The organism is Caminicella sporogenes DSM 14501 (assembly GCF_900142285.1).
In the GTDB taxonomy this organism is placed as follows: domain Bacteria; phylum Bacillota; class Clostridia; order Peptostreptococcales; family Caminicellaceae; genus Caminicella; species Caminicella sporogenes.
Map to the genome: position 1 here is coordinate 1 of NZ_FRAJ01000018.1, position 24,638 is coordinate 24,638.

Annotated in this window: 28 protein-coding genes, 1 rRNA gene and 1 other annotated feature; of the genes, 22 read left to right on the forward strand and 7 right to left on the reverse strand. The window is 27.7% G+C overall.

The features are described 5' to 3' along the window. The first annotated feature begins 130 nt into the window (after positions 1 to 130). Both rrf and BUA90_RS09895 read left to right on the forward strand, forming a co-directional pair. Positions 131 to 247: ribosomal RNA gene (gene rrf, locus BUA90_RS09885) — 5S ribosomal RNA — on the forward strand. A gap of 701 nt (positions 248 to 948) precedes the next feature. Beyond that, positions 949 to 1,449 (forward strand): hypothetical protein, encoded by a 501-nt coding sequence (locus tag BUA90_RS09895; RefSeq protein ID WP_072968138.1) that lies wholly within the window; start codon positions 949 to 951, stop codon positions 1,447 to 1,449. Positions 1,450 to 1,479: 30 nt separating this feature from the next. Here the strand turns inward: BUA90_RS09895 and BUA90_RS12425 are convergent, their stop codons facing one another. Further along, positions 1,480 to 1,650 carry a hypothetical protein gene (locus tag BUA90_RS12425; RefSeq protein WP_159430022.1) on the reverse strand — a complete coding sequence of 57 codons (171 nt, stop codon included), beginning with the start codon at positions 1,648 to 1,650 and terminating at the stop codon, positions 1,480 to 1,482. Between the two features lie 161 nt (positions 1,651 to 1,811). On the opposite strand from BUA90_RS12425, the gene BUA90_RS09900 reads away from it, so the two are divergent. The 9 genes from BUA90_RS09900 (at position 1,812) to BUA90_RS09940 (ending at position 8,594) form a co-directional block, all read left to right on the forward strand. Beyond that, complete coding sequence (locus BUA90_RS09900; protein WP_072968140.1) at positions 1,812 to 3,254, forward strand: aminotransferase class I/II-fold pyridoxal phosphate-dependent enzyme; 1,443 nt, start codon at positions 1,812 to 1,814, stop codon at positions 3,252 to 3,254. A 13-nt stretch (positions 3,255 to 3,267) separates the two neighbouring features. After that, positions 3,268 to 3,894 (forward strand): dTMP kinase, encoded by a 627-nt coding sequence (gene tmk, locus BUA90_RS09905; RefSeq protein ID WP_072968142.1) that lies wholly within the window; start codon positions 3,268 to 3,270, stop codon positions 3,892 to 3,894. A 65-nt stretch (positions 3,895 to 3,959) separates the two neighbouring features. Next, positions 3,960 to 4,286, forward strand: a complete 327-nt coding sequence (locus tag BUA90_RS09910) for a cyclic-di-AMP receptor (protein WP_072968144.1) — start codon at positions 3,960 to 3,962, stop codon at positions 4,284 to 4,286. Between the two features lie 14 nt (positions 4,287 to 4,300). After that, positions 4,301 to 5,281, forward strand: coding sequence for a DNA polymerase III subunit delta' (holB, locus tag BUA90_RS09915; protein ID WP_072968145.1), 981 nt, complete (start codon positions 4,301 to 4,303; stop codon positions 5,279 to 5,281). A 3-nt stretch (positions 5,282 to 5,284) separates the two neighbouring features. Next, positions 5,285 to 6,226 carry a PSP1 domain-containing protein gene (locus BUA90_RS09920; protein ID WP_072968147.1) on the forward strand — a complete coding sequence of 314 codons (942 nt, stop codon included), beginning with the start codon at positions 5,285 to 5,287 and terminating at the stop codon, positions 6,224 to 6,226. Between the two features lie 75 nt (positions 6,227 to 6,301). Beyond that, on the forward strand, positions 6,302 to 6,472 hold the full coding sequence (locus BUA90_RS09925; protein ID WP_072968149.1) for a DUF362 domain-containing protein: 171 nt from the start codon (positions 6,302 to 6,304) through the stop codon (positions 6,470 to 6,472). A 177-nt stretch (positions 6,473 to 6,649) separates the two neighbouring features. Next, positions 6,650 to 7,405 (forward strand): tRNA1(Val) (adenine(37)-N6)-methyltransferase, encoded by a 756-nt coding sequence (locus BUA90_RS09930; protein WP_072968151.1) that lies wholly within the window; start codon positions 6,650 to 6,652, stop codon positions 7,403 to 7,405. A gap of 28 nt (positions 7,406 to 7,433) precedes the next feature. Next, entirely contained in the window at positions 7,434 to 8,267 is an 834-nt protein-coding gene (gene rsmI / locus BUA90_RS09935; RefSeq protein ID WP_072968241.1) for a 16S rRNA (cytidine(1402)-2'-O)-methyltransferase, read from the forward strand. 117 nt (positions 8,268 to 8,384) lie between these two features. Beyond that, the gene (locus tag BUA90_RS09940) at positions 8,385 to 8,594 is read left to right on the forward strand and encodes a DUF1858 domain-containing protein (protein ID WP_242945080.1); all 210 of its coding nucleotides are present in this window, start codon (positions 8,385 to 8,387) and stop codon (positions 8,592 to 8,594) included. A gap of 10 nt (positions 8,595 to 8,604) precedes the next feature. Here the strand turns inward: BUA90_RS09940 and BUA90_RS09945 are convergent, their stop codons facing one another. The 4 genes from BUA90_RS09945 to BUA90_RS09960 form a co-directional block, all read right to left on the reverse strand. Next, the gene (locus tag BUA90_RS09945) at positions 8,605 to 8,850 is read right to left on the reverse strand and encodes an AbrB/MazE/SpoVT family DNA-binding domain-containing protein (protein ID WP_072968153.1); all 246 of its coding nucleotides are present in this window, start codon (positions 8,848 to 8,850) and stop codon (positions 8,605 to 8,607) included. Positions 8,851 to 9,062: 212 nt separating this feature from the next. After that, on the reverse strand, positions 9,063 to 9,464 hold the full coding sequence (locus BUA90_RS09950; protein WP_072968155.1) for a DUF948 domain-containing protein: 402 nt from the start codon (positions 9,462 to 9,464) through the stop codon (positions 9,063 to 9,065). Positions 9,465 to 9,535: 71 nt separating this feature from the next. Continuing rightward, entirely contained in the window at positions 9,536 to 9,961 is a 426-nt protein-coding gene (locus BUA90_RS09955) for a YtxH domain-containing protein (protein WP_072968167.1), read from the reverse strand. Positions 9,962 to 10,208: 247 nt separating this feature from the next. Further along, positions 10,209 to 10,628 (reverse strand): YxiG family protein, encoded by a 420-nt coding sequence (locus BUA90_RS09960; RefSeq protein WP_072968169.1) that lies wholly within the window; start codon positions 10,626 to 10,628, stop codon positions 10,209 to 10,211. Positions 10,629 to 10,744: 116 nt separating this feature from the next. Here BUA90_RS09960 and BUA90_RS09965 point away from each other — a divergent pair, with 116 nt between their 5' ends. From BUA90_RS09965 to metG, 3 genes are all read left to right on the forward strand, one after another. Beyond that, a complete protein-coding gene (locus tag BUA90_RS09965) occupies positions 10,745 to 11,317 on the forward strand; it encodes a nucleoside recognition domain-containing protein (RefSeq protein ID WP_072968170.1) in 573 nt (190 codons plus the stop codon). Between the two features lie 5 nt (positions 11,318 to 11,322). Then, on the forward strand, positions 11,323 to 11,853 hold the full coding sequence (locus BUA90_RS09970; protein ID WP_072968172.1) for a spore maturation protein: 531 nt from the start codon (positions 11,323 to 11,325) through the stop codon (positions 11,851 to 11,853). A gap of 131 nt (positions 11,854 to 11,984) precedes the next feature. After that, positions 11,985 to 12,226: a binding site (T-box leader), on the forward strand. Positions 12,227 to 12,280: 54 nt separating this feature from the next. After that, positions 12,281 to 14,224: a methionine--tRNA ligase gene (metG, locus tag BUA90_RS09975; protein WP_072968174.1), complete on the forward strand. Its 1,944-nt coding sequence runs from the start codon at positions 12,281 to 12,283 to the stop codon at positions 14,222 to 14,224. 87 nt (positions 14,225 to 14,311) lie between these two features. Here the strand turns inward: metG and BUA90_RS09980 are convergent, their stop codons facing one another. Continuing rightward, positions 14,312 to 15,580 (reverse strand): MFS transporter, encoded by a 1,269-nt coding sequence (locus tag BUA90_RS09980; RefSeq protein WP_072968176.1) that lies wholly within the window; start codon positions 15,578 to 15,580, stop codon positions 14,312 to 14,314. A 201-nt stretch (positions 15,581 to 15,781) separates the two neighbouring features. Here BUA90_RS09980 and BUA90_RS09985 point away from each other — a divergent pair, with 201 nt between their 5' ends. The 6 genes from BUA90_RS09985 (at position 15,782) to BUA90_RS12195 (ending at position 21,777) form a co-directional block, all read left to right on the forward strand. After that, positions 15,782 to 16,549, forward strand: a complete 768-nt coding sequence (locus BUA90_RS09985) for a TatD family hydrolase (protein ID WP_072968178.1) — start codon at positions 15,782 to 15,784, stop codon at positions 16,547 to 16,549. Between the two features lie 262 nt (positions 16,550 to 16,811). Beyond that, positions 16,812 to 17,849, forward strand: coding sequence for a resuscitation-promoting factor (locus tag BUA90_RS09990; protein ID WP_072968180.1), 1,038 nt, complete (start codon positions 16,812 to 16,814; stop codon positions 17,847 to 17,849). Positions 17,850 to 17,868: 19 nt separating this feature from the next. Then, the gene (gene rnmV, locus BUA90_RS09995; RefSeq protein WP_072968182.1) at positions 17,869 to 18,402 is read left to right on the forward strand and encodes a ribonuclease M5; all 534 of its coding nucleotides are present in this window, start codon (positions 17,869 to 17,871) and stop codon (positions 18,400 to 18,402) included. 15 nt (positions 18,403 to 18,417) lie between these two features. Next, the gene (rsmA, locus tag BUA90_RS10000; RefSeq protein WP_072968184.1) at positions 18,418 to 19,293 is read left to right on the forward strand and encodes a 16S rRNA (adenine(1518)-N(6)/adenine(1519)-N(6))-dimethyltransferase RsmA; all 876 of its coding nucleotides are present in this window, start codon (positions 18,418 to 18,420) and stop codon (positions 19,291 to 19,293) included. Between the two features lie 156 nt (positions 19,294 to 19,449). Then, complete coding sequence (locus BUA90_RS10005) at positions 19,450 to 20,136, forward strand: hypothetical protein (protein WP_072968185.1); 687 nt, start codon at positions 19,450 to 19,452, stop codon at positions 20,134 to 20,136. A gap of 150 nt (positions 20,137 to 20,286) precedes the next feature. Further along, positions 20,287 to 21,777: a DUF7922 domain-containing protein gene (locus BUA90_RS12195; protein WP_094756849.1), complete on the forward strand. Its 1,491-nt coding sequence runs from the start codon at positions 20,287 to 20,289 to the stop codon at positions 21,775 to 21,777. Positions 21,778 to 21,835: 58 nt separating this feature from the next. Here the strand turns inward: BUA90_RS12195 and BUA90_RS10015 are convergent, their stop codons facing one another. Further along, complete coding sequence (locus tag BUA90_RS10015; RefSeq protein WP_159430023.1) at positions 21,836 to 22,276, reverse strand: rhodanese-like domain-containing protein; 441 nt, start codon at positions 22,274 to 22,276, stop codon at positions 21,836 to 21,838. A 375-nt stretch (positions 22,277 to 22,651) separates the two neighbouring features. Between BUA90_RS10015 and BUA90_RS10020 the strand changes: the two genes are divergently transcribed. Together BUA90_RS10020 and BUA90_RS10025 are read left to right on the forward strand one after the other, a co-directional pair. After that, positions 22,652 to 24,304: an FAD-dependent oxidoreductase gene (locus BUA90_RS10020; RefSeq protein WP_072968187.1), complete on the forward strand. Its 1,653-nt coding sequence runs from the start codon at positions 22,652 to 22,654 to the stop codon at positions 24,302 to 24,304. Positions 24,305 to 24,412: 108 nt separating this feature from the next. Next, positions 24,413 to 24,637, forward strand: a complete 225-nt coding sequence (locus tag BUA90_RS10025; RefSeq protein WP_072968189.1) for a sulfurtransferase TusA family protein — start codon at positions 24,413 to 24,415, stop codon at positions 24,635 to 24,637. The last annotated feature ends 1 nt before the right edge of the window (position 24,638 follow it).

Genomic DNA, 24,638 nt, shown 5'->3' on the forward strand with positions numbered 1-24,638 from the left:
CACTCTATTATCCAGTTTTGAGAGAACAAACAAAAAGAGTTAAGAATTAAGAGTTAAAAGTTAAGAGTTATTAAAATAAAAAACTCTTAACTCTAAACTATTAACTCTTAACTGTCACGAAGTGACTAAGTCCGGTGACTATAGCGAAGGGGATACACCTGTTCCCATACCGAACACAGAAGTTAAGCCCTTCAGCGCCGATGGTACTTGGTGGGAGACCGCCTGGGAGAGTAGGTCGTTGCCGGTTATAAAAAATCCACTGGAGAATAAAAAATTCTTCAGTGGATTTTGTTTTTTGTTAAAATATGGCGAATATATATAGTATTATTTTGATAAATGGATAACTATATAATGTATATTAGTTAAAAGTATGCTACAAAATAAAACAAAATTAGATAAAATAGTACAAAAGTACCTATGTTTCGCTGAAGGGATTTTAGGTAATATATAGAATAAATATAAAAGAAAAATATAAAAGGAATGATGAATATATGTTTATAATAAAAATGGCATTAAAAATATTATTTTTGTTTTTTGTATGTGTGAGTATAATTTACTTAGAATGTTACATGTTGAGAAATACTGTTAAAGATATAAAGAATACTAAAAAAATCAAAAAAACTATATCTAGCAATAATAAGAAGAAAAATGAAAAGAAGTATTTAAAAATAGCAAAATAATATACATTTATTATAGATTATTTTTATTGTGTAAAGGTTCAAACATTTTTTATAAGAAAGTAAATATAATAACAATTAAAAATTGAGAATTATAAAAACTTTTAAAAATATGGAATTAAAAATCTGAGAATGTGCCTTTGGCGCATTTATTTTTTTCTAATATTTTCAAATTCATTTCAAAACTTGTTTTAAAATCAAATTAATGATAATATAATTTATTATATCTTAAAATAATTAATTGTCATATGTAAGCAAAAGGAGAATTAATATGGCTTTAATAGCAAAACAAACTTTAAGAAATAAAAATATTAGTTTTTGGAAGATATTATTGATGATAGTAATTACTGTTATAGTAATGAATGGCACATTAAGTTTATTTGCTCAATATGGACCTGTTTTTGGAAGTATAGCAGGATTAATTTCTCTGTTAATATGTGCACTTGTTTGTGGGATTATAATATATAAAGATTTAGCTTATTATAATTATAGAATAATTGATGATGAAATATTTTTAGAAAGAGTTATAGGTAGGTCAAACCATATTTTTTTTCATATAAATTTAAAGGATGTTAGATTTATAAAACCTTATAAAGAAGTAAGTTGGGATGAAAAAAATATAAAGAAATATAAATTTGTTGTAAATAAAGATAAAGATAACTGGTATGTTATAGAATTTTTTAAAGAAAAAAAGGTTTATAGGATTATATTAGAGCCTGATGAAAATTTTTTAAATGCAATGTTTGAAAATATAAAATTGGGTGCAAAATAGGGTTATTAGCAAAATTGCTAATAACCCTTACTATATTTTTAAAGTTTGTAAGTTTTTTTCTATATCATTTATAATTTCTTTTTTTACTGATTCTATATACTCTATATTTATGTCAAGTAAATTGGCAATTTCAATATTGCTTTTATACGGAGAATATAAGTAAATAAATTCTTTTAAAGTAGTTATGGTATTATTCTTCATTAGAAACCTCCTTTAATATAATATATAATGGAGACATACAAGTTAATAAAATTTTGAATGATAAAATAATCTTACTTATTGTTTATTATTCCCAATTCATAGAAAAAAATAAATAATATTGAATGAATTTACAATTTTTCAAAGAGAAAGAGGGATAAAAATTGGATAATCCAATTATTTTAAATAATTTAATAAAGATTTCTAAAAAGGATATGGTTTCTTTTCATGTTCCCGGACATAAAAATGGCAAGATTTTTGAGAAATATTATAGAAACTTTGTTAATAATATTAGCAAATTAGATACAACAGAAATTTATGGAAATGACAACCTTCATTTTCCAAAAGGTATGATAAAAGAAGCACAAGAAAAAGCAGCTAAATTTTATGGAGCTTATAATACTTTTTTTTTAATAAATGGAACTACATGTGGAATTTATGCAATGATTATGGCAGCAACAAATCCGGGTGATAAAATAATAGTAACTAGAGATTGTCATAGATCGGTTATAAATGCAATAATCCTTGGAGGTTTAGTTCCTGTATATGTTATGCCGCAAATAGATAATGAAAGGTTTTTAAGTATGGGTGTTACCCCTCATTCAATAGAAAGAGCATTAAAGGAAAATTCTGATGCAAAAGCAGTAGTAATAACTTATCCAAATTATTATGGAATATGTAGTGATATAAAAAAAATAGCTAATATAGTTCATAAATATAATAAGCTTTTACTTGTTGATGAAGCCCATGGAGCTCATTTAAAATTACACTATAAATTACCTATGTCATCTTTAGAGCTTGGTGCAGATATAGTTGTACAAAGCACTCATAAGACATTACCTTCTTTTACACAGAGTTCTTTACTTCATGTAAAATCAAAGAGAGTAGATTTAGATAAATTGAAATTTATGCTTTCTTTGAATCAAAGTAGTAGTCCGTCATACATTTTAATGACATCTTTAGATATGGCAATAACTATAGCAATGAAAGAAGGACAATTTTTAATGGACAAGCTTATTGACAATATAAATGAATTTGTAAATATGATAAATAATTTAGATGGTATTGATGTACTTTCTAAGGATATAAAAGGAAGCTATGGAGCATATGATTTAGATATAACTAAAATTACAATATCTATGAGGGATATAGGAATTGACGGAGTAACAGCAGAAGAAATACTTAGAAAAAAATATAATATTCAAGTTGAAATGGCTGATATGTTTAATATTTTAGCAGTGTCATCTATAGCTAATGAAAAAAATGATTTTGAAAGATTAAGTAAGGCTATTAAAAATATACATAGTAATAAGAAAATTACTCGCAAAAAGATTGAACTACCTGAATATAATTTTAAAAGCTATGAAATGAAGATTATTCCTAGAGAAGCTGTATACATGGAAAAAGAAAGTATACCGTTTACAGAAAGTAAAGGAAAAATTAGTGGGGAGTATATAATTCCCTATCCTCCTGGTATTCCTCTAATATGTCCGGGTGAAATTATTACTGAAGAAGTAATAGAGTACGTTAAAGTTTTAAAAAGCATTGGATTGAATATTATTGGAATGAGTGATGAAAAATTAGATACGATAAAAGTAATAATATAGAAAGAGGGATATAATGAAGGGAATATTTATAAGTTTTGAAGGACCTGATGGAGCAGGAAAAACTACTCAAATAAAACTATTAAAAGATTATTTAGAGAAAAAGGGATATGAAGTATTAGTTACTAGAGAACCGGGAGGAACGAACATAAGTGAACAAATTCGTTCAATTATATTAAATAAAAATAATATAGAAATGAATAATATAACTGAGGCTATGCTTTATGCAGCTTCGAGAGCTCAACATGTAAGTGAGCTTATAAAACCTTCCTTAGAAAAAGGAAAAATAATTATTTCTGATAGATTTGTAGATTCTAGTATAGTATATCAGGGAATAGGAAGAAATCTTGGAATAGATTTTGTTAAAAGTATAAATGATATGGCTATTCAGGGAATTATGCCACAGATAACTTTTTTACTTAAAATTTCTCCAAACGAAGGTTTGAAAAGGAGATTTTCTTCAGATGAATGTAATAGATTAGATATGGAAAAAGTTGAGTTTCATAATAAAGTTTATGAAGGTTATCTGGAGCTTGAAAGTCTTTATCCAGAAAGAATAGTAGGAATAGATGCTTCTAGAAGTATAGAAAAAGTACATGAGGAAATTATTAAAATTGTAGAAAAAAAGATATATAATGTTTAAATATTATTTATTGAGGATATATTTAAAAAAATTTTAAAGTGTGCATATTGAGGGGGAAATTTTTTATGAAACTAGTAATTGCTATTATTCATGATGAAGATTCTCATGAATTAATAGAAAAATTAACAGAAAAAAATTATGGAGTTACTAAATTAGCATCAACAGGTGGATTTTTAAAGTCTGGCAATACAACGTTATTAGTGGGAACGCAGAAAGAAAAAGTTGATGAAGTTATATCTATTATTAAAGATGTATGCAGAACTAGAAAGGAAATTACTACTACATCGCCAATGATAGCAGACAATAGTGGGTTTATGTCTATACCTATTGAAATAACAATAGGAGGGGCTACTATTTTTGTTGTAGATATAGAGAGATTTGAAAAAGTATAGAAAGGATTTAAAAAATGAGTTTTAATGATATAATTGGGCACGACAATATAATAAAGTTTTTGAAAACAGCTATAACAAATAATAAATTAGCTCATGCCTATGTATTTGATGGTATAGATGGTGTAGGAAAAATGCTAACAGCAAAAGAGTTTGCTAAAGCAATAAATTGTAAAAATAATTTAAATGATGCATGTGAAATTTGCAGTTCATGTATAAAGATAAACAATAATAATCATCCTGATATAAATATTATAGTACCCGATGGGAATAGTATAAAAAATAGGCAAATTGAAGAATTTCAAAACGAAATTCTTTTAAAACCTTATGAAAGTGAAAAGAAGATATTTATTATACAGAATGCAGAAACTATGACTGTGAGTGCACAAAACAGATTATTAAAGATATTAGAAGAGCCACCTGAATATGGCATTATAATACTTATAACAGAGAATATTTATAATTTACTTCCAACTATTAAATCCAGATGTCAAATTATAAAATTTCATAGGATACCAAAAAAATATATAGAAAATTTTTTAGAAAATAATTATAATATTGAAAAAATAGATAGTAAACTGTTAGCTGGATTTTCAGATGGTTCTATAGGAAGAGCAGTAGAACTTTGCATTTCTGAAGAATTTAAAGATAGAAGAGAAACCACTATAGAAGTGATAGATGAAATAGTACGAGGAGACAAATTAAAACTATTAGATTATGTAAAATTTTTTGAAGACAATAAAGAATATATAGACCAAATATTAGATTTTTTTTCTATTTGGTTTAGGGACATGCTTTTGCTTTTAGAAACTAATGAAGATAGTTATGTGTTAAATATTGATAAAATAAATTATTTGAAAATTCATGGAAGTATTGTGGAATATGAAAAAATACCCAAAGCTATAGAGATAATAGAAGAGACAAGAAAAAATATAAAAGCAAACGTGAATTTTGGATTGTGTATAGAGATGCTGCTACTTAATTTACAGGAGGTTTAGATTATGGTAAAAGTTATAGGAGTTAGATTTAAAAAAGCCGGGAAAATATATTATTTTGACCCAGATGGTATAGATATTGAAAAGGGACAAAATGTAATTGTTGAAACGTCTAGAGGGATAGAATTTGGAGAAGTTGTAGTAGGACCTAAAGATGTAGATGAAGAATCAATAGTTTCACCACTGAAAAAAGTGCTAAGAATAGCTACTTTAGAAGATAAAATAAAGGCAAAAGAAAATAAAGAAAAGGAAAAAGAGGCTTTTGATATATGTTTAAAAAAGATAGAAGAACATGGATTGGAAATGAAGTTAATTGATGTAGAATATACATTTGATAACAATAAAGTTATTTTTTATTTTACAGCAGATGGCAGAATAGATTTTAGAGAATTAGTTAAAGATTTAGCAGCAATTTTTAGAACTAGAATAGAGCTTAGGCAAATTGGCGTTAGAGATGAAACTAAAATGCTTGGTGGAATAGGACCATGTGGGAGAACTTTGTGCTGTTGTACTTGGCTTGGAGAATTTGAACCAGTTTCTATAAAAATGGCTAAAGATCAAAATCTTTCATTAAATCCATCTAAGATTTCAGGAATATGTGGAAGATTGTTGTGCTGTTTAAGATATGAACAAGATAGTTATAAACAACTTAAAAAAGGACTTCCTAACGCCGGAGAAAAAGTAAATACTCCTGATGGAAAGGGAATAGTAATTGAGAATAATGTATTGCGTGAATCAGTAAAAGTTAGATTAATTAATAATGAAAATGAAGAAACGGGTGAATTAGATTTAAGTGATGATATATATATTTATCATAAAGGCGAAATTGAGCGAATAGAAGCAAATGAAGAATTAGGTTTAGATAATGAAGAAGATAATGAAAGTGAAGCAGATGAAGAAATTTTACTAGATGAAAATTTATTAGATGATGAAGTTACAACTGAATAATAATAAATTTTTATATAAATGGATATAATGAATAAATGAAGGCTTGAAATTTATTGAATTTGGAGGTGATATAATATGGCATATTATATTAATGACAATTGTATTAGTTGTGGTGCATGTGAGCCAGAATGTCCAGTAAATGCAATTAGTGCTGGAGATGATAAGTATATAATAGATGCAAATACTTGTATTGATTGCGGTGCATGTGCCAATGTATGTCCTGTAGATGCTCCAAATCCAGAATAATTTAGATAGTAGACAAAACCCCATAAATAGGGGTTTTTTCTTTATATGAAAAATTAGATATTTTTATAAGAAATTATACTGCTTTAAAATAGTTTAGATTCTAATGAAAAAAAGAATATAGTATAATAATATAAAATGATTAAAAGCAGTGAACAAACTAATAGGGAGAGATAAAATTTGGAATACAATATATTAAGAGATAATGAAAGAATAGATGATTTACAATGTAAAGGATTAAAGATTATTCAAAATCCAAAAGGTTTTTGTTTTGGAATGGATGCTGTGCTTTTAAGCAATTTTTGCGAAATTAAAAAAGGTGCTACAGTTGTAGATTTAGGAACTGGAACGGGGATAATTCCTATACTTATAGCAGGAAAAAGTAATGCAGGTAAGATATATGGTATAGAAATACAAAGTCAAATTGCAGATATGGCAAAGAGGAGTGTAAAACTTAATAATTTAGAAAATAAGATAGAAATATTAAATGTAGATTTAAAAAGAGCAGATAAGATTATAAATGTTAATTCTGTAGATGTTGTGACATCTAATCCACCTTATATGAATGCAGGTGGAGGCATAAAGAATCCAGAAGATATGAAGGCCATTTCAAGACATGAGATAAAGTGTACATTAGAAGATGTTATATCTATGGCAAGTAGATTACTTAAACATAATGGACATTTTTATTTAGTACATAGACCACATAGATTAGTAGATATAATATATTTATGTAGGCAGTATAAACTTGAACCAAAGAAGATAAGATTTATACATCCAAGTAAAAATAAAAAGCCAAATTTGTTGCTTTTAAAGTGCATTAAAGCAGCAAGGCCAGAGCTTAAATTTTTAGAACCGTTATATGTGTATAAAGAAGATGGAAGTTATACTGATGAAATTTATAAAATATATAGTAGAGAAAGTATAGAAGTATAACAAAAGAGGAGCAGAGAATATGAAAGAAATAAAAGGGAAACTTTATATTTGTCCAACGCCTATAGGGAATTTAGAGGATATAACTATAAGAACTTTAAATATACTAAAGAAAGTTGATTTAATAGCTGCTGAAGATACAAGACATACAATTAAATTATTAAATCATTATGATATAAAGAAACCATTGGTAAGTTATCATGAACATAATAAAGATAAAAGAGGACAGGAACTTATTGAAAAATTAAAAGAAGGACAAAATATTGCTTTGGTAAGTGATGCTGGAATGCCCGGTATATCTGACCCGGGTGAAGATTTAGTAAAATTATGTATAGAAAATAATATTTCTTTAGAAGTATTGCCGGGAGCAAGTGCTATAATAACTGCATTGGTAATATCTGGACTTTCAACTAAAAAATTTGCATTTGAAGGATTTTTAGATAGAAATAAGAAAAAAAGAAGGGAAAGGCTCAAAGAGATAAAAAAAGATGATAGAACTTTAGTATTTTATGAATCACCCCATAGATTGTTAGATTGTTTAAATGATATGATGGATATATTAGATGATAGACAAATTGTAATAGCTAGAGAACTTACAAAAAAGTATGAAGAAGTTTTACGTGGAAGTATTTCTGATATATTAAATCATTTTAAGGCAAAACAGCCAAAAGGAGAGTTTGTAATTTTAGTAGAAGGAAATTATGATGAAAAAGGCAGAAGCGATATTTGGGAAAAAATTTCTATTAAAGAACATATAATTTTATATATAAATAAAGGAATGAAAAAGAAAGAAGCAATAAAAAAGGTAGCAGAAGATAGAAAAATTCCTAAAAGAGAAGTATATAAATACAGCGTAGATATTTAGTTATTTGTGAATATATATTTTTTTAATTGGAAATTTAGTATTGAAAATTGTTTTGTTTTGAGGAATGAATATTTTTGATTGCGAAAAATTTATATTATTTATATAGAGGTGGTTATATTGAGATATAATAAAGATATGACGATTTCTGAAATCGTTTTCAGTGATTTTAAAACTATAGAAGTTTTTAAAAAATATGGGCTTAGTTGTTTGAGGTGTTTAGGAGCAGAAACAGAAACTCTTGAAGAAATTGCTAGGATAAATGAAATAAATTTAAACAAGATGATTGAAGATTTGAATAATGTGGGAAGAGAAAATGCTTGTGTTTAAACACAAGCATTTAAAGTAATCCCTCAATTTCTTTAATGCAACTTGGACAGATATTTTTTCCCTTGTAGTTTATATTGTCCTTTGCTTGACCACAGAAAATACAGGCTGGTTCATATTTTTTTAGAATTATTTGTGAACCATCGACAAAAATTTCAAGAGCATCTTTTTCTCCAATGTTTAAAGTTCTTCTTAATTCTATTGGGATTACAACTCTTCCAAGTTCATCAACTTTTCTTACTATTCCAGTAGATTTCATTTTAACATCCTCCTCTAGACAAATTTCGACAACTTTCTTCACATTAAATAATACCAGAGCTACCAATAAAAGTCAATACATATTCTAAAAAAATATTTATATTAAAAAATGTATTATTTTAAAAGGAATAAAGATAAAAAAGTTAGATTTTATATAAACTTAAGAAATTATTAAAAAAGGAAAATCAATGTGAATGATTTTCCTTTTTAGGCTTAAATGACTCTTTTCTTTTTAGGAGATATTTTTTCATATATATTTTTAATAAACAATCCTACTTGAATAATAGCAGCTATACCAGTTATTAAATCGCCGGTATCTTCTAAAGAAGCAGCTGCAACTTCGCTTTTTTGAGCTATGGCATCAATAGTACCTCTTACCATTTGTACATCATGAGATACTTCACCAGTAATTTCATCTAAATTTTTTGCTATGGAAGGCATTTCATTTAATGTCATTTCTATATTTTCTTTATTAACAGAAATTATTTCCTGTATCTCTTTCATAGTAAAGTAAAATTTTCTTAATACAAGTATAAGATAAATTATAAGAGTAACTAAAGCTCCCCACAATATAATTAAACCTAAATCGGTAAGATTAATAGTTATCTGACTCATAATATCACTCCATATCTTTTTGTCTTTGGCTACATAAAATTCTATAAATAATGTCTGATTTCCTTCTTTTTTTAAATATTTTCTTCATTTTTTTCCTTTGCCTCATTTTCTTTAATATTGTCAACTTCAATTAATCCATCAGACACTAAGTCTTTACTATAAGTTATTTTACCAAGATTAGTTTGTATTTCTTCTTTTTCTTTTCTGAAAAAGTTTTTTTCTGCAATTTCATTTTTCAGTTGTAGTATAGATTGTCGTATATCTTCATTAATTTTATTTTTAACTTCTAAAAGTTCTTTTTCTATATTGTTTTTTAATTCATCTGCACTACTATAAATTTTTTTACGAGTATTTTTGCCGGAGTCAGGGGCGATTAAAATTCCAAGAGCTCCACCTATAATTCCACCAAGTAGAGTTCCTATAACAGCTCCGGTAGTAAATCCTCTGTTAAAATTCATTTTAGCTTCTATTTCTCTTTTTCTTTGACTCAAAAACATAATTTAGCACCTCCAAGATTAATTATTGTACATTTTACCCTAAATTTCAGAGAACAAAACATATAATTAATATGTATTTATAATAATATATGCACATGCTATAAAATTAAGTAATTCAATGTGAAATTTATAATAATCATTATAAAGATTGTAAAGATATTTTTAAAAATAAAAAATAAATCCCATATAGATTAGGATAAAAAAATTTATCTATAAGGGATTTTTGTTGCAATTAATTTATCATGTATTAAATATTTGGATAGCCTACTTTAAATTTTTTATCATTTATTTTTATACTTCTTGCTTCTATGAACATGGATGAGTTTTTTAATTCTAAAGCAAAATTAGGAAGAGATACATCTTCGGCTTTTAATTCTTCGATATCGGAGACATCAGCATTTGCAAATTCACCTATTCCATTTTCATAATAGCCTATTGAAGTTAATTTGGTACAGTCAAAATAAGCTTTTTTTACTAAATTGGTATTTTCATTTACAAAGTAAAAAGAAAAAACTTCTTCAAATACAACTTTATATTCATCACAAGAATCTGGGTTTTCTTTTTTTATATCTATTGAAATCATATCTTTAGGAATATTTATATCCATTTTTTTTATTATACTTTGACTTAAATTGTTTAATAGAGGTTTTAACTTAGATGTACTCATAATTTATCCCGTCCTTCATTTATAAAATGCTTCTTTCTATTTTTATCATAATTAAAACAATAATTCAATAGAAATATATAGTATACGATAATACTTAAAGTGGAGGAAGTATATAAATGATAAACACTATATGGTTTTTTATGATTATTATAGGTATATTTATAGCTGTGATAAATGGAAAGTTAGAAGTTATTAATAAAGTCATAATAGAAAATACAGGTGATGCTGTCACATTTGCAATTGGACTTACAGGAATAATGGCAACATGGCTTGGGCTTATGAAAATAGCTGAAAAATCGGGATTGATAGAGAGTATAGGAAAAAGTTTTAGTAAATTAATGAAATATATTTTTCCAGATGTACCATTTAGTCATCCAGCAATAACAGCTATGATAATGAATATGGTTGCAAATATGTTTGGAGCAGGGAATTCAGCTACAGCTTTAGGACTTAAAGCTATGGAAGAACTTCAAAAACTTAATACTAAAAAAGATACAGCAACAGATGCTATGATTATGTTTTTAGTGATAAATATGTCATCTATTCAGCTCATACCACTGGCTGTATTAAAGATAAGGGCAGATGCAAATTCTGTAAATCCTACAGAAATAATAGGTCCTACTTTAATAGCTACTTTTATATCTACATTAATAGGAATATTTGTATGTAAAATATTTGAAAGGAAGTAGTTATAATGGATAAAATTTTAAATATTATATCTATATGTTCGATTCCAGCAATGATTACTATAATAATATTTCATGGCTATATAAAAGGAGTAAATTTATATGATGCATTTGTAGAAGGAGCATCAGAAGGATTTAAAACTTCAGTTAAGATTATGCCTTATCTAGTAGCTATATTTATAGCAATAGGTATATTTAAAGAATCAGGTGCGCTTGAAATTTTTTCAAATATATTGTTACTACCCGGAAGGATTATAGGAATTCCAAAAGAAATTATTCCACTTGTAATATTAAAACCAATATCGGGTAGTGGTTCTTTAGCTATGGTAAAAGATATAGTAAATACATATGGAGCAGATTCCTTTATAGGCAGAGTAGCTTCAACAATGATGGGGTCATCTGAAACGATATTTTATACAATGGCACTGTATTTTGGAGCTATAGGAATAAAAAATTCAAGGCACACTTTGGTTTGTGGGCTTATAGCTCATTTAGCAGGGGTTGTTTCAGCAGTAATGATATGTAAAATAATTTTTTGATTTTCTTGACAAAAACGTATATTTTATAATATCCTTATACATAATAAGATAGATAGAAAAACGGTTGACTTTAAGAACTTTAAAGATTTAACATAAAAATATGAATTTTACAATTTGAAAATTTATAATTGAAAACAGTGAAGATGGGAAGAGTAAATATATCATCTTAGTTACAGAGAGCCGGATTAGGTGAAAGCCGGTACTGAGGGATATATTGAAGATGGACCCTGAACTGCCTGATTGAAATAATAGTAGGTCAGGTCGGATTTGCATCCGTTATAAGTGCAAGGTGATTATTAGTCACTTAGTGAGGTCATTATGGCGACATAATGACAAATTAGGGTGGTAACGCGAGATAATCCTCGTCCCTTTTTAAGAGGGGCGGGGTTTTTATTATTGTTAAAAGATAGAAGGAGGAATGATAAATATGAGTAAAGGAACGTATTATATTACAACCCCTATATATTATCCAAGTTCTAAACTGCATATAGGACATACTTATACAACTGTGGCTGCTGATGCCATGGCAAGATTTAAAAGAGCTATTGGCTATGATGTAAAGTTTTTAACTGGAACAGATGAACATGGACAAAAAATAGAAAGAGTAGCAAAAGAACATGGAATGAAGCCGAAAGAATATTTAGATAAAATAGTTGCTGAAATAAAAGAACTTTGGAAGACTATGGAGATTTCATATGATATTTTTATTAGAACTACAGATGAGTATCATGAAAGAAGAGTTCAAAAGATATTCCAAAAGCTTTATGACAAGGGAGATATATACAAAAGTGAATATGAAGGATGGTATTGTACTCCATGTGAATCTTTTTGGACTGAAACTCAATTAGTAGATGGGAAATGTCCTGATTGTGGAAGAGAAGTAGAACTTACGAAAGAAGAAGCATATTTCTTTAAATTGTCAAAATATCAAGAAAGACTTCTTAAACTATTTGAAGAAAATCCAGAAATATTAGAACCTGCTTCAAGAAGAAATGAGATGATAAATAACTTTTTAAAGCCGGGTCTTGAAGATTTGTGTATAACTAGAACATCTTTCGACTGGGGTATTCCTGTACCATTTGATAAAAAGCACGTTATTTATGTATGGCTTGATGCACTTAGCAATTATATTACTGCATTAGGCTATCCGGAAAATGAAGAAGGGGATTATGCTAAATATTGGCCGGCAGATGTGCATTTAGTAGGTAAAGAAATAGTTAGATTTCATACTATCATATGGTATGCTTTACTTATGGCTTTAGATATTTCGCTACCTAAAAAAGTATTTGGACATGGATGGATATTACTTGAAGGAGGAAAGATGTCTAAATCTAAGGGAAATGTAGTAGACCCTGTTGTACTTGTAAAAAGATATGGAGTAGATGCCATTAAATATTTCCTTCTTCGTGAATATTCATTTGGACAAGATGGTGTATTTACAAATGAAGTTCTTTTAAACAGAATAAATTCGGACCTTGCTAATGACCTTGGAAATCTTGTCAGCAGAACAGTTGCAATGATAGATAAATATAATGGTGGAATAGTGCCTGAGCCAAAAAAAGAAGGACAATTTGACCAAGACCTTAAAAATATAGCTGCTAGTGCTTGGGCTAAAGTAGAAGAAAAAATGAATAAATTTGATTTTAGTAATGCATTAGAAGAAATATGGAAAGTCGTTAGAAGAACAAACAAATATATAGATGAAACTACTCCATGGATATTAGCTAAAGATGAAGAAAATAAGGATAGACTTGATACAGTACTTTATAATTTAGCAGAATCTATAAGAATAATTTCAGTACTCATACAGCCTTTTATGGATAGTACAGCAAGGAAGATTTGGGTACAGCTTGGAATAGATGAAGGGCAAGGAACAAGTTGGGAAGATGTTATGGAATTTGGAAAACTTGAAACAGGTATCAAAGTACATAAGGGAGAACCTTTATTCCCACGTATAGATGTAAAAAAAGAATTAGAAGAATTAGCTAAGGAACAAGAAAAAAATATTAAAAAGGAAGAAAAAAAGAATAAAAAAGAAAAGTCAGAAGAAAAAAGTGAAATTACTATAGATGACTTCTTTAAGGTAGATATGAAAGTTGCAGAGATAGTTGAAGCAGAAAAACATCCAAATGCTGATAAATTGTTAGTTTTACAGCTTAAAGTTGGAAAGGAAAAAAGACAGGTAGTATCAGGTATAGCTAAACATTATAAGCCAGAAGATTTAATAGGAAAGAAAGTTATATTGGTAGCTAATTTAAAACCTGTTAAGCTTAGAGGTATTAAATCTGAAGGAATGATTTTAGCTGCTGATAATGGAGAAAAACTTACTTTAGTTACAGCAGATATTGAAAGTGGAAGTACAGTAAGTTAGTATAATTTTATGTTAAAAATAAGAAGGCAGGTACAAAAGTACCTGCTTTAAATTATTTATAAAATTTAGTTTGTTTTTAAGTGCAGATTAACTTATTTTAATTGATGATTTTTTCGATACATATAAAAATCTATTTACTATTATTATTAGTACGGCAATATACAAAAATAATGTATCTATAGAATAATAGTCTGATATAAAACCAAAGATTGGAGCAAAGAATACTGTAAAAAGAGCTCTTAATTGACTGTCAACAGATAATACAGTAGCTCTTTGAGTTTTTTTCATGTAGTCGCCGCAAACATCTACGAATATAGGTCGTCTAGCATCTTTTAAAACATATAGTATAAAAAACAAGCTTATAATTACTATTGTAGTATTATTTTTTATTGCAATTGAAAGAAATAACAGCAGCATAGCCATAATATCAAAAGAAATGACCATTAGTTTATTAGAGGGAACCATTTTGTTAAGTCTGTAAATATTTTTTGATGCCATAGAGCTAAAAATGTAAAATATTCCATAAGTAATACCTAAATATATTTTTACTATTTTATTTCCATCTAAGCCGGTAATTATCGAAGCTGTATTAGTTAATATGACTAATTTTAAAATAGGCTGAATATAGTCTTTAATAGTTTTAAAGATACTGTCATATAGAGCTGAACTTATAAGCAGTTTTTTTAAATTTTTATTGTGAAAAATGCTTTTTAACTGAAATATGCTTTCTTTAAAAAATTTTTTTATATTTAAATCATTATTTCTTTTTTCATCTAAACTATTTGGATATGACCATATCAACATGAAGTCTAAAATATATGGAATGATGCAAATTAAAAATATCCATCTTGAACTAGGTAAATTTAAAACAAATATAATAGATAAAAATGCTGAAACAGCTGAGCCGAGCAGAGAAAATGACCTCGTTCTTCCATATACGAAAGTTTTATGTTCAAACCATCCTCTTTGTTCAAGATAAGAATAAATCATTGCCTTGTGAGTTCCAGAGCGAAAAGCCTCGCCTAGTCCAAAAAATATCATACCTAAAGCTAAAATAAAAAAGTTTTTACCTGTGAAGAAAAACAAAAAAGAAATTATATAAAATGAAAAACAAAGCATAAGTTCTTTTTTCTTTCCATAATTATCGGCAAATATACCAGATGGTATTTCAAATATATAAGTTACTATTTCTCTAATTGAAAATAAAATACCTATTTTGAAAAGATTAGAATTTGTAATGTTCAAAAGATAAATCAAAAGATAAGGTTCAAAAAATTTAAGATTTTTAAGAAAACCATAAAAACAAAATTTCCATATTTGTTTATCATTTTTAATATTTTCATATATCTGCGACATTATAGTCCTCCCGTATATATTTTATACTTTAATTATAATATACTTGTTAAAATCAATTAATACTGTTGATTTACAAAAATACAATTTTATTGTTTTTTAGTTCTTTACTACATGTTGACTATTGGCTCGCTAAAAATTATATATTTTGGTAAAATATCATAAAGAGAATATTTTTAAAATAGTATTAAGGAGGAAGATAAAATGTTGTTTGATTCACATACACATTTAGACGATAGAAAATTTGACAAGGATAGAGATGATGTAATAAAGAGAGCTAAAGAAAATGGAATATCTTATATAATGAATCCGGGAGCAGATTATGAAAGCTCAGTTAGAGCTGTTGAACTTGCAGATAAATATGACATGGTTTATGCAGCTGTTGGAATACATCCACATGATGCAAAAACTATGGATGAAATGATGCTTGAGCTCTTAAAAGCTATGACAAAAAAGCCAAAAGTAATGGCTATAGGAGAAATAGGATTAGATTATCATTATGATTATTCACCAAGGGAAGTACAGAAAAAATGGTTTAGGGAGCAAATAAGACTTGCAAAAGAAGTAAAACTTCCAATTATTATCCATGACAGAGAAGCCAATAATGATGTAATGAAAATATTAAAAGAAGAAAATGCTTTTGAAAATGGGGTTTTACTTCATTGCTATTCAGGAAGTGCTGAGCTTGCCAAAGAATATATTAAATTGGGAGCATATATATCTATTGCAGGTCCTATAACATTTAAAAATGCAAGAAAAGCTGTAGAAGTTGTACAAACTGTACCAATAGAATATTTAATGATAGAAACTGATGCACCTTATCTTACACCTGTGCCATACAGAGGAAAAAGAAATGAAACTAGTTATGTAAGATTTATTGCAGAAAAGATAGCAGAGATAAAGGGTATTTCTTTTGAAGAAGTAGCACAAAAGACTACTGAAAATGCAAAAAAATATTTTGGAATAAAATAAGTCGAAAAGAGAAAATTTCCCGGGAAATATATAGAAAAAAGTAGAGAAATATGATGGATTTTCTTTACTGAATACTGCTCACAAAATATGTCAATAATAGCATAATATAAAAAGACATGAATATAATTGACATTAGGGGTTTTTTGATATAGACTATTGAAGATAAAAGATACAATTTTCTAAAACCCCCACTTAAATAAAAGGTGGGGGTTAAATTTGGTAAACCCCTAAAATTATATAGATACTTTAAGGAGGAATAAAAATGGAGTTTAAGATTAAGCTTCAGGAAATTATTAAAAACAAAAAAATAATGATGATTGTCGCTATTATGCTATTGTTGAGTATTTTTGTGATAGGTTTTGCTTTTAGAAAGGAAATAACAATAGTAGATGGGGATAAGAAAATAACTATTAAGACAGTAGCTTTTAATGTAAGTGGTGTATTAAAAAAGGCAGGAATTACTTTGAAAGAACAGGATAAGCTGAGTATAGATAGTAATGCTAAACTTAAAAATGGGATGGTTATAGAAATTAAGAGGGCTTTTCCCGTAAAAATAAAGGTTGATGGAAAAGAGCTTGATGTACTTACTGCAAACAACTTGGTAAAAGATATTTTAAAGCAGTATAATATAAAATTAGGTGAAAAAGATAGAACACAGCCTTCTTTAGAAAGCAATGTTACTGCTAATGATATTATAAATGTTATAAGATGTGAGGAAAAAATAGTAAGAGAAGAAATGGAAATACCATATAAAACAGTTATAAAGTATAATGACAGTATTGAGGCAGGAAAGACTAAAAGACTTCAAAATGGTAAAAATGGCAAAAAAGAAGTAGAATACAAAGTAGTTTATGAAAATGGGGAAGAAGTGGCAAGAGAAGTTGTAAGTGAGAAAGTTATAAAAAAGCCTGTAGATGAGATTATTGAAAAAGGTTCTGAAAAATATTTTGTTGCATCTAGGGGAAAAGTTATAAGATATAAGAAAGTCCTTATAATGCAGTCTACAGCTTACGATTTATCATATCAAAGTACGGGTAAACGTCCAGACCATCCTGAATATGGCATCACATATACGGGAACTAGAGTAAGACATGGAGTTGTCGCAGTAGACCCTAGAGTGATACCACTTGGTTCTAAGCTTTATATAGAATCTTTAGATGGTTCTAAGGATTATGGATTTGCTTCTGCTGAAGATACTGGCAGTGCTATTAAAGGGAAAAAAATAGATTTGTTCTTTGAAGATCATAGGGCGGCAATGAGATATGGAAGAAGAAAGGTTAGAGTATATATTTTAGAATAGAGAAAAAAGGAGTTTGAGTATGGTAATAAAGGAAGTCATAGTAGTTGAAGGAAAAGATGATGCTTCTGCTGTTAAAAAAGCAGTTGAAGCTGAGGTAATTATTACTCGCGGATTTGCAATAACGAAAGAGACATTAAAGAGGATAGAAACTGCACAGAAGAGGAAAGGTGTTATAATATTTACTGACCCAGATTTTGCAGGAGAAAAAATTAGAAAAACTATATCAAATAAAATTAAAGGATGTAAACATGCTTTTCTGCCTAGAGAAGAAGCCACTAAGAATAATGATATAGGTATAGAAAATGCTTCACCTGAAAACATTAGAGCAGCACTTTTTAAAGTGAGAAGTCTTGTAAGTGAGAAAAGGCAGGAGTTTACTAATGCCGATTTAATATTAAATGATTTAAATGGTTCTGAAAATGCTTCAAAGAGAAGAGATAAACTAGGCAAAATACTTGGAATAGGTTATGGCAATTCTAAACAGTTTTTAAATAGATTAAATAATTATGGCATTACTAGGGAAGAATTTGAAGATGCATTAAAAAAACTATAGAAAAGTAGGGATAAGATGGAAAAATTAGTTTCTCCTAAAAAAACTAAAGAAATAGTAAAAAAATACGGATTTCAATTTTCAAAGAGTTTAGGACAGAATTTTTTAATAGATGAAAATATAATATATAAAATAATAGATGGAGCACAGATAGGTAAAGAAGATGTAGTTATTGAAGTAGGACCCGGAATAGGAACTCTTACTCAATATCTGGCAGAAAGAGCTAAAAAAGTTTTAGCTATAGAGATAGATAAAAATTTAATACCTATACTAGAAGGGGAAACTTTAAAAGGTTATGAAAATGTAGAAGTAGTTAATGCTGATGTATTAAAAGTGGATATTATTAAATTAATATATGAAAAATTAGACGGACAAAAAGTAAAAGTAGTTGCTAATTTACCATATTATGTAACAACTCCTATTATTATGAGATTTTTAGAAGAAGAAATACCTGTAAAAGATATAGTAGTAATGGTTCAAAAAGAAGTTGCAGATAGAATGCAGGCCAGGCCTAATACTAAGGATTATGGAGCGCTTACAGTTGCAGTACAGTATTACTGTAAGCCTCATGTTATAACTAAAGTTCCGAGGTCTGTATTTATACCTCAACCAAAAGTAGAATCTACAGTAATAAGATTAAAAGTTTTAGATAAACCTAAAGTAGAAGTAGAAGATAGAGAAATTTTTTTCAAAGTAGTTAAGGCTTCTTTTGCAAAGAGAAGAAAAACTCTTCTTAATTCACTTTCAATGAGCAGTTTAGGTTTAGATAAAGAAGAAATTAAGAAAGTTTTGTCTATGAGTAGTATAAGTGAAAAGAGAAGGGCTGAAAGTTTAACTATACAAGAATTTGCAGTATTGGCAAATAATATAGCTGCAATAAAAAAGTCGATTTAATAATTAAAAATTAAGAAAATTTGTAGAGTTGACTAAAAAAGCGTCTTTAAAGACGCTTTTTTTTTAAAAATTAATAAATGAAGAGGAAAGATAAGACATGTGTAGAATATGTTAGTTATAAAATTAATTCAAATTATTTACAGGTGAGGTTAAAAAATGATTATAAAGTTTCAAATTATAGGTGTTATTTTGATAATTATGATTATAATAGTAAGAGAATTTAAAAAATATAAAAGAAGAGATAGTATAATTGTAAAATCAATAAAAAGGATTAATCATGTATATTTTTTTATATCTTTAGCTTTTTTTGTATTTGTATTTTTTTATTTTGAGATTTTTTTAGCTTATTTTTTAAAAGCACATAGGCTTTTAGTTCCAAAATATTTAAATAAATGGTATGAAATATTATTTAGATATGAATATCTGGAAGTTATAAAAAATAATTTTAAGCAAAAAGAAATGATTAAAGAATATTGTATAATAAATTGGTATTTACAAATGGGTTTGGTATATTTTTTTAGTGGAATTACATATGGATTAGTAGCAGTAGATTATATGTTAAGATTATTTGAAGGAAATATATTATATAAAGATAAAATATATACTTATAATGGAAGTTATGATTTAAATAGATTGATAGATTATAGTTGGAATTTAAACGAAAAAAAGACTAAAAAAGAAAATATAAAGTATTATGATTTAAAACTTAAAATAGCAAATAAGAAATTAAATAAATGGTTTACTGGGGAGGATACAAAGACAGTTTATATTGAAATAAATTGTGATGATAAAGAAAAGGTTGAAAACTTCCTTAAGGGACTAAATATAAAAAAAGCATATTAAAATAAGAAAATAAGCTTGAAAACTGTAATTAATAAAACGTCGATTGACGTTTTTATTTTTTTAAACAAGTTTTTTATTGCAAGTTGTGAACTATTTGATTTCTGTTACATATATATAGTATTAAATGGGGTTTTAGAAAGGAGGCATATAATGGTTGACAATAAGAGGTACAAAAGATATTTTATAATATTAGAAAATGAGGATGCGGGATTTGGAAAAGAGGATAAAAAAGTTCCAAAGGGATATGCCAAAATAGAAGTGAGAAATGGTAAAGGTATACTGAATGTTTACGTACAAGACCTTAAATATTTCGAAGATGGAAAATACATTTATAGGAGTTATTTGATAAGTACCAAAGAAAAGATATATGTAGATGCAGGTTCACTTATGATTGATGATAAGGGTAAGGGAGAGCTAAATTGGAAGCTTGATCCAAGTAATATTCAGGGAACAGGTAAGGATATAGACGCGTTTGATGTTATAGCTGTTGTGGCTTGGCCAATGAAAAAAGAAGCTAGAGATGAAGGGATAGAGGCACCTTTAGCTGGATATATGAATAAACAAAAGGTAGAATGGAAATCGATATTAGAATTAGATAACAGAGAAAATATGGATAATGGAAAAGATGAAAATAAAGAGGAAAAACCAGAAACTCAAGAGGTAAGTGAAATAGACGAAGATGAGGAACTTGATGGAGAATACAAGGAAAAGTATGAGGAAATAATGAAAACAATAGAAGAAGGAGCAAAAGAATTTTATGGACCAAAAATAGAAGAAATGAATATACAAGAAGATAGAAGTACAAATGAAATGATAGAAGAAGTAGAAAATGAATCCATAAAAGAAGTGGAATTTGAAGAAAAAGAAGTAGATAGAGAGGAAAAAGAAAAAATAGAGGAAAAAACTGAAAAGGAAGAAGTAAAAGAAAGAAAAATAGAGGAATTAGAAGAGTCTAATATAGAAAATTATAAGAAAACAGACGATTACGATGTAGGAAAATGTGAAGAATATGAATATGAGCAAGTAAAAGAAGCAGAAGAAATAAAAGAAAATGAAAATGTAAAGGAAGAAAATGAAAATATATTAGAAAGAGAAAATGATGATTTAGCAGGAGTTAAAGAAAAAAATTACAGACCTTATAAAAAAGGACATAAGAATATATATAATAAAGAGCATAAAAGAGTATATAAATATATAAGAGATGCACTTAAATACTATAAACCTATAAAGCCTTTTGAGAGAAATATAGGAAATTGCAGATGGTGGAAAATATCTTATAATGAAGAAAATGTATATAGGAATTTCATACCATTTTTTGGATATGTACTTAATATGTATTATTACAATCCTTATATTTCATATATGGATAATTGTAGTGATTTAATGAATAAATACGGTCACTATATTTTTGGTATATGTTATGATAATTATAATGAACCTAAATATTATGTCTATGGAATTCCGGGAAGATATATGTTTAAAGAGCAACCATTTAGAGGAATTACAGGTTTTGTATATTGGCATCCATTAGAAGATAAGAAAGCTGAAAAAGGGGATTACGGATACTGGCTACTTTATATAGATGCTAAAACAGGAAATATATTATTTCCTTTGAGACCGACTATTCCTCCAATGTATTAAAAAGACAAAGCACACCGATAATATATTATTTCGGTGTGCTTTTTAAAATTTTAAAAACTTATTTAACCAAATCATAATTCCATTTTTCAATTCCACCTATAAGTACATATACTCTTGGAAAACCATTATTAGATAAAGTTTTAGCAATTTTTTCGCTTTTTTTTCCAGTTTTACAGTAAACTAAGTACTTTTTATTTTTATCTAAGTGGACATATTGTTTTTTAACTATGTTATAAGGAATTAAAGCAGCTCTAGGAATGTGGCCATTTAAAAATTCTTTTTCACTTCGTATATCCAGTATAGTCAAATCTTTATTTTTACTGATAAGGATTTTAGCTTCTTCAGCTGTAATTTTTTTATATGCGTATTTATAGTTTTCTGAAAAAGTTTCACTTGATTTTGTTAAAATTACCAGCATTAAAATTCCTACTATCAATGCTGCTATTATTCCAAGTGTTATGTATAGGTGTTTTTTTGTAATTATTAGAACTTTCAACATTCTACCACCTCTCATTATTTTCGTACTACTAATATATTTATAATAGGACGATTTTATTACTTATTATTGAAAAACAGCATATGGAATGTAAGTTTAAATTTTAACTTGACAAGTTAATAACGAAACGTTATCATATAATTAGAACCCTACCCCGAGGGGGGTGGAGAATACAGAGGTGGATTATGTATACAGAAAGAGATATTATATATGATGTTTTGATGAATGATAGAGATGCAGAAAAAATATTTAAAGAGTTTGGAATAAGGTGTTTTGGCTGAGGTGGAGCTTTATTTAAAAGCATAGGTTATGCTTGTACTGTTTATAAAGTAGATGTAAATGAGTTGTTAAAGAAATTAAATAATAGGGGGAAATAAGATGGCAATTAAAAAAGTATTAGTTATTGGTGCTGTTGCAGCGGGAACTAAAACTGCTGCAAAACTTAAGAGAGAAAATCCAGATATTGATGTAACTGTAGTGACAAAGGATGAATATATTTCATATGCAGGTTGTGGATTGCCTTACTATGTAGGTGGTGTTATTGAAGAAAAAAGAGAACTTGTAGTTAAAACTCCAGAGGATTTTAAACTAATTACAGGTGTAGATATTTTTACAAAACATGAAGCAGTAGATATAGATGGAGAAAACAAGATAGTTAAGGTAAAAGTTTTAGAAACTGGAGAAATTAAAGATTTTGAATATGATAGTTTAGTTATTGCAACTGGGGCTTCACCATTTGTACCTCCAATAGAAGGAAGAGATTTAAGCGGTGTTTTTACACTTAGAAAAGTAGAAGATGCTTTACAGATTAGAGAATTAGTTGAAAGTGGTAAGGTAAAAAATGCAGTAGTTATTGGTGGAGGATTTATAGGACTTGAAACTGCAGAAAATTTATTTGAAAGAGGTATAAATGTATCGTTAGTAGAGCTTGCACCTCATATATTGCCAGGATTTGATGAAGAAATAGCTTTATATGCTCAAAATTACATGCAAGAAAAGGGAATAAACATATATACTTCAGAAAAAGCTATTGCTATAAAAGGAAAAACAGAAGTAGAAAAAGTTATTACAGATAAGAGAGAATTAGAAGCAGATTTAGTTATTATGTCAGTAGGTGTTAGACCAAATGTAGATATAGCTAAAAAACTTGGCGTAGAAATAGGTACTACAGGAGCTATAAAAGTAAACGAGTATATGGAAACAAATATAAAAGATGTTTATGCTGTAGGTGACTGTGCAGAAACTACAAATCTTATTACTGGAAAACCAGCTTGGTATCCAATGGGTTCTACAGCTAACAAAATGGGTAGAGTTGTTGGTATAAATATAAATGATAACAAAAAAGATTCATTAAAGGGAGTACTAGGTACTACGATAGTTAAATTGTTTGGTTTAAATGCTGCTAAAACAGGACTTTCAGAAAAAGCTGCTAAGAAAGAAGGCTATAATGTAGTAAGTGTTATAGTTCCGGGAAATGATAAAGCTCATTATTATCCTGGATATAGAATGATAATAACTAAACTTATAGCAGATAAGGATACTCATAAAGTTTTAGGAGCTCAAATTATAGGTGAAGGCGTAGTTGATAAGCCAATAGATATAATTGCAACTGCTATAACTTTAGGTGCTAAGGTAGAAGATTTGGAAAAACTTGATTTGGCATATGCACCACCATTTTCAATGGCAATGTCAACTACAATAGTAGCAGCTAATGTTCTTTTAAATAAAATAAAAAATAAAGTAGAGACTATTTCACCAACAGAACTTAAAGAAAGATTAAATGAGGTAGTAGTATTAGACGTAAGAGATGAAGCATCTCATATGATTTCTTCTATACCGGGTTCAATCAATATTTTCTCAGAAGAATTATATATGAAAGCTGATGAATTGGATAAGGAAAAAGAAACTGTATTAGTGTGTAAAGTAGGTAAAAATGCTTATTTATCATATTTACAGCTTAAAGAAATGGGCTTTAAAAATGTAAAAATTCTTGAAGGCGGTATGACTGCTTATCCATATGAAAAAGAGTAAGTCAATTAAGAATTAATAGTGATTAGTATAAATTTTTTGAGGTTAAATATTTTTAATTCTTAATTTATAACTTTTAATTTTTAATTAAATTTGTGGGAGGAGATAAATATGGCAGAAATTAATTTAAATTGTAAAGGATTACAATGTCCAGGACCTATCATGCAAGTATTTAAGGCAGCTAAAGAGGCAAATTCAGGAGATATAATCAATGTAAAAGTTACTGACAGAGGATTTACAAAGGATATAACAGCTTGGTGTAAAAAAACTGGAAATGAACTTTTAGAGCTTAATGAAAGTGATACTGAAATTACTGCCAAGATAAAAGTAAAATAAT

What these genes read in the sequence shown, in the direction of transcription:
- BUA90_RS10020 (WP_072968187.1), top strand. Translation starts at nt 22,652, where the DNA reads ATGGCAATTAAAAAAGTATTAGTTATTGGTGCTGTTGCAGCGGGAACT.
- BUA90_RS09895 (WP_072968138.1), top strand. Translation starts at nt 949, where the DNA reads ATGGCTTTAATAGCAAAACAAACTTTAAGAAATAAAAATATTAGTTTT.
- BUA90_RS09950 (WP_072968155.1), bottom strand. Translation starts at nt 9,464, where the DNA reads ATGAGTCAGATAACTATTAATCTTACCGATTTAGGTTTAATTATATTG.
- BUA90_RS12425 (WP_159430022.1), bottom strand. Translation starts at nt 1,650, where the DNA reads ATGAAGAATAATACCATAACTACTTTAAAAGAATTTATTTACTTATAT.
- BUA90_RS09925 (WP_072968149.1), top strand. Translation starts at nt 6,302, where the DNA reads ATGGCATATTATATTAATGACAATTGTATTAGTTGTGGTGCATGTGAG.
- BUA90_RS09920 (WP_072968147.1), top strand. Translation starts at nt 5,285, where the DNA reads ATGGTAAAAGTTATAGGAGTTAGATTTAAAAAAGCCGGGAAAATATAT.
- BUA90_RS09980 (WP_072968176.1), bottom strand. Translation starts at nt 15,580, where the DNA reads ATGTCGCAGATATATGAAAATATTAAAAATGATAAACAAATATGGAAA.
- BUA90_RS10015 (WP_159430023.1), bottom strand. Translation starts at nt 22,276, where the DNA reads ATGTTGAAAGTTCTAATAATTACAAAAAAACACCTATACATAACACTT.
- BUA90_RS09990 (WP_072968180.1), top strand. Translation starts at nt 16,812, where the DNA reads ATGGAGTTTAAGATTAAGCTTCAGGAAATTATTAAAAACAAAAAAATA.
- BUA90_RS12195 (WP_094756849.1), top strand. Translation starts at nt 20,287, where the DNA reads ATGGTTGACAATAAGAGGTACAAAAGATATTTTATAATATTAGAAAAT.
- BUA90_RS09955 (WP_072968167.1), bottom strand. Translation starts at nt 9,961, where the DNA reads ATGTTTTTGAGTCAAAGAAAAAGAGAAATAGAAGCTAAAATGAATTTT.
- metG (WP_072968174.1), top strand. Translation starts at nt 12,281, where the DNA reads ATGAGTAAAGGAACGTATTATATTACAACCCCTATATATTATCCAAGT.
- BUA90_RS09960 (WP_072968169.1), bottom strand. Translation starts at nt 10,628, where the DNA reads ATGAGTACATCTAAGTTAAAACCTCTATTAAACAATTTAAGTCAAAGT.
- BUA90_RS09965 (WP_072968170.1), top strand. Translation starts at nt 10,745, where the DNA reads ATGATAAACACTATATGGTTTTTTATGATTATTATAGGTATATTTATA.
- BUA90_RS09985 (WP_072968178.1), top strand. Translation starts at nt 15,782, where the DNA reads ATGTTGTTTGATTCACATACACATTTAGACGATAGAAAATTTGACAAG.
- BUA90_RS10005 (WP_072968185.1), top strand. Translation starts at nt 19,450, where the DNA reads ATGATTATAAAGTTTCAAATTATAGGTGTTATTTTGATAATTATGATT.
- BUA90_RS09945 (WP_072968153.1), bottom strand. Translation starts at nt 8,850, where the DNA reads ATGAAATCTACTGGAATAGTAAGAAAAGTTGATGAACTTGGAAGAGTT.
- tmk (WP_072968142.1), top strand. Translation starts at nt 3,268, where the DNA reads ATGAAGGGAATATTTATAAGTTTTGAAGGACCTGATGGAGCAGGAAAA.
- BUA90_RS09910 (WP_072968144.1), top strand. Translation starts at nt 3,960, where the DNA reads ATGAAACTAGTAATTGCTATTATTCATGATGAAGATTCTCATGAATTA.
- rnmV (WP_072968182.1), top strand. Translation starts at nt 17,869, where the DNA reads ATGGTAATAAAGGAAGTCATAGTAGTTGAAGGAAAAGATGATGCTTCT.
- BUA90_RS10025 (WP_072968189.1), top strand. Translation starts at nt 24,413, where the DNA reads ATGGCAGAAATTAATTTAAATTGTAAAGGATTACAATGTCCAGGACCT.
- rsmA (WP_072968184.1), top strand. Translation starts at nt 18,418, where the DNA reads ATGGAAAAATTAGTTTCTCCTAAAAAAACTAAAGAAATAGTAAAAAAA.
- BUA90_RS09970 (WP_072968172.1), top strand. Translation starts at nt 11,323, where the DNA reads ATGGATAAAATTTTAAATATTATATCTATATGTTCGATTCCAGCAATG.
- holB (WP_072968145.1), top strand. Translation starts at nt 4,301, where the DNA reads ATGAGTTTTAATGATATAATTGGGCACGACAATATAATAAAGTTTTTG.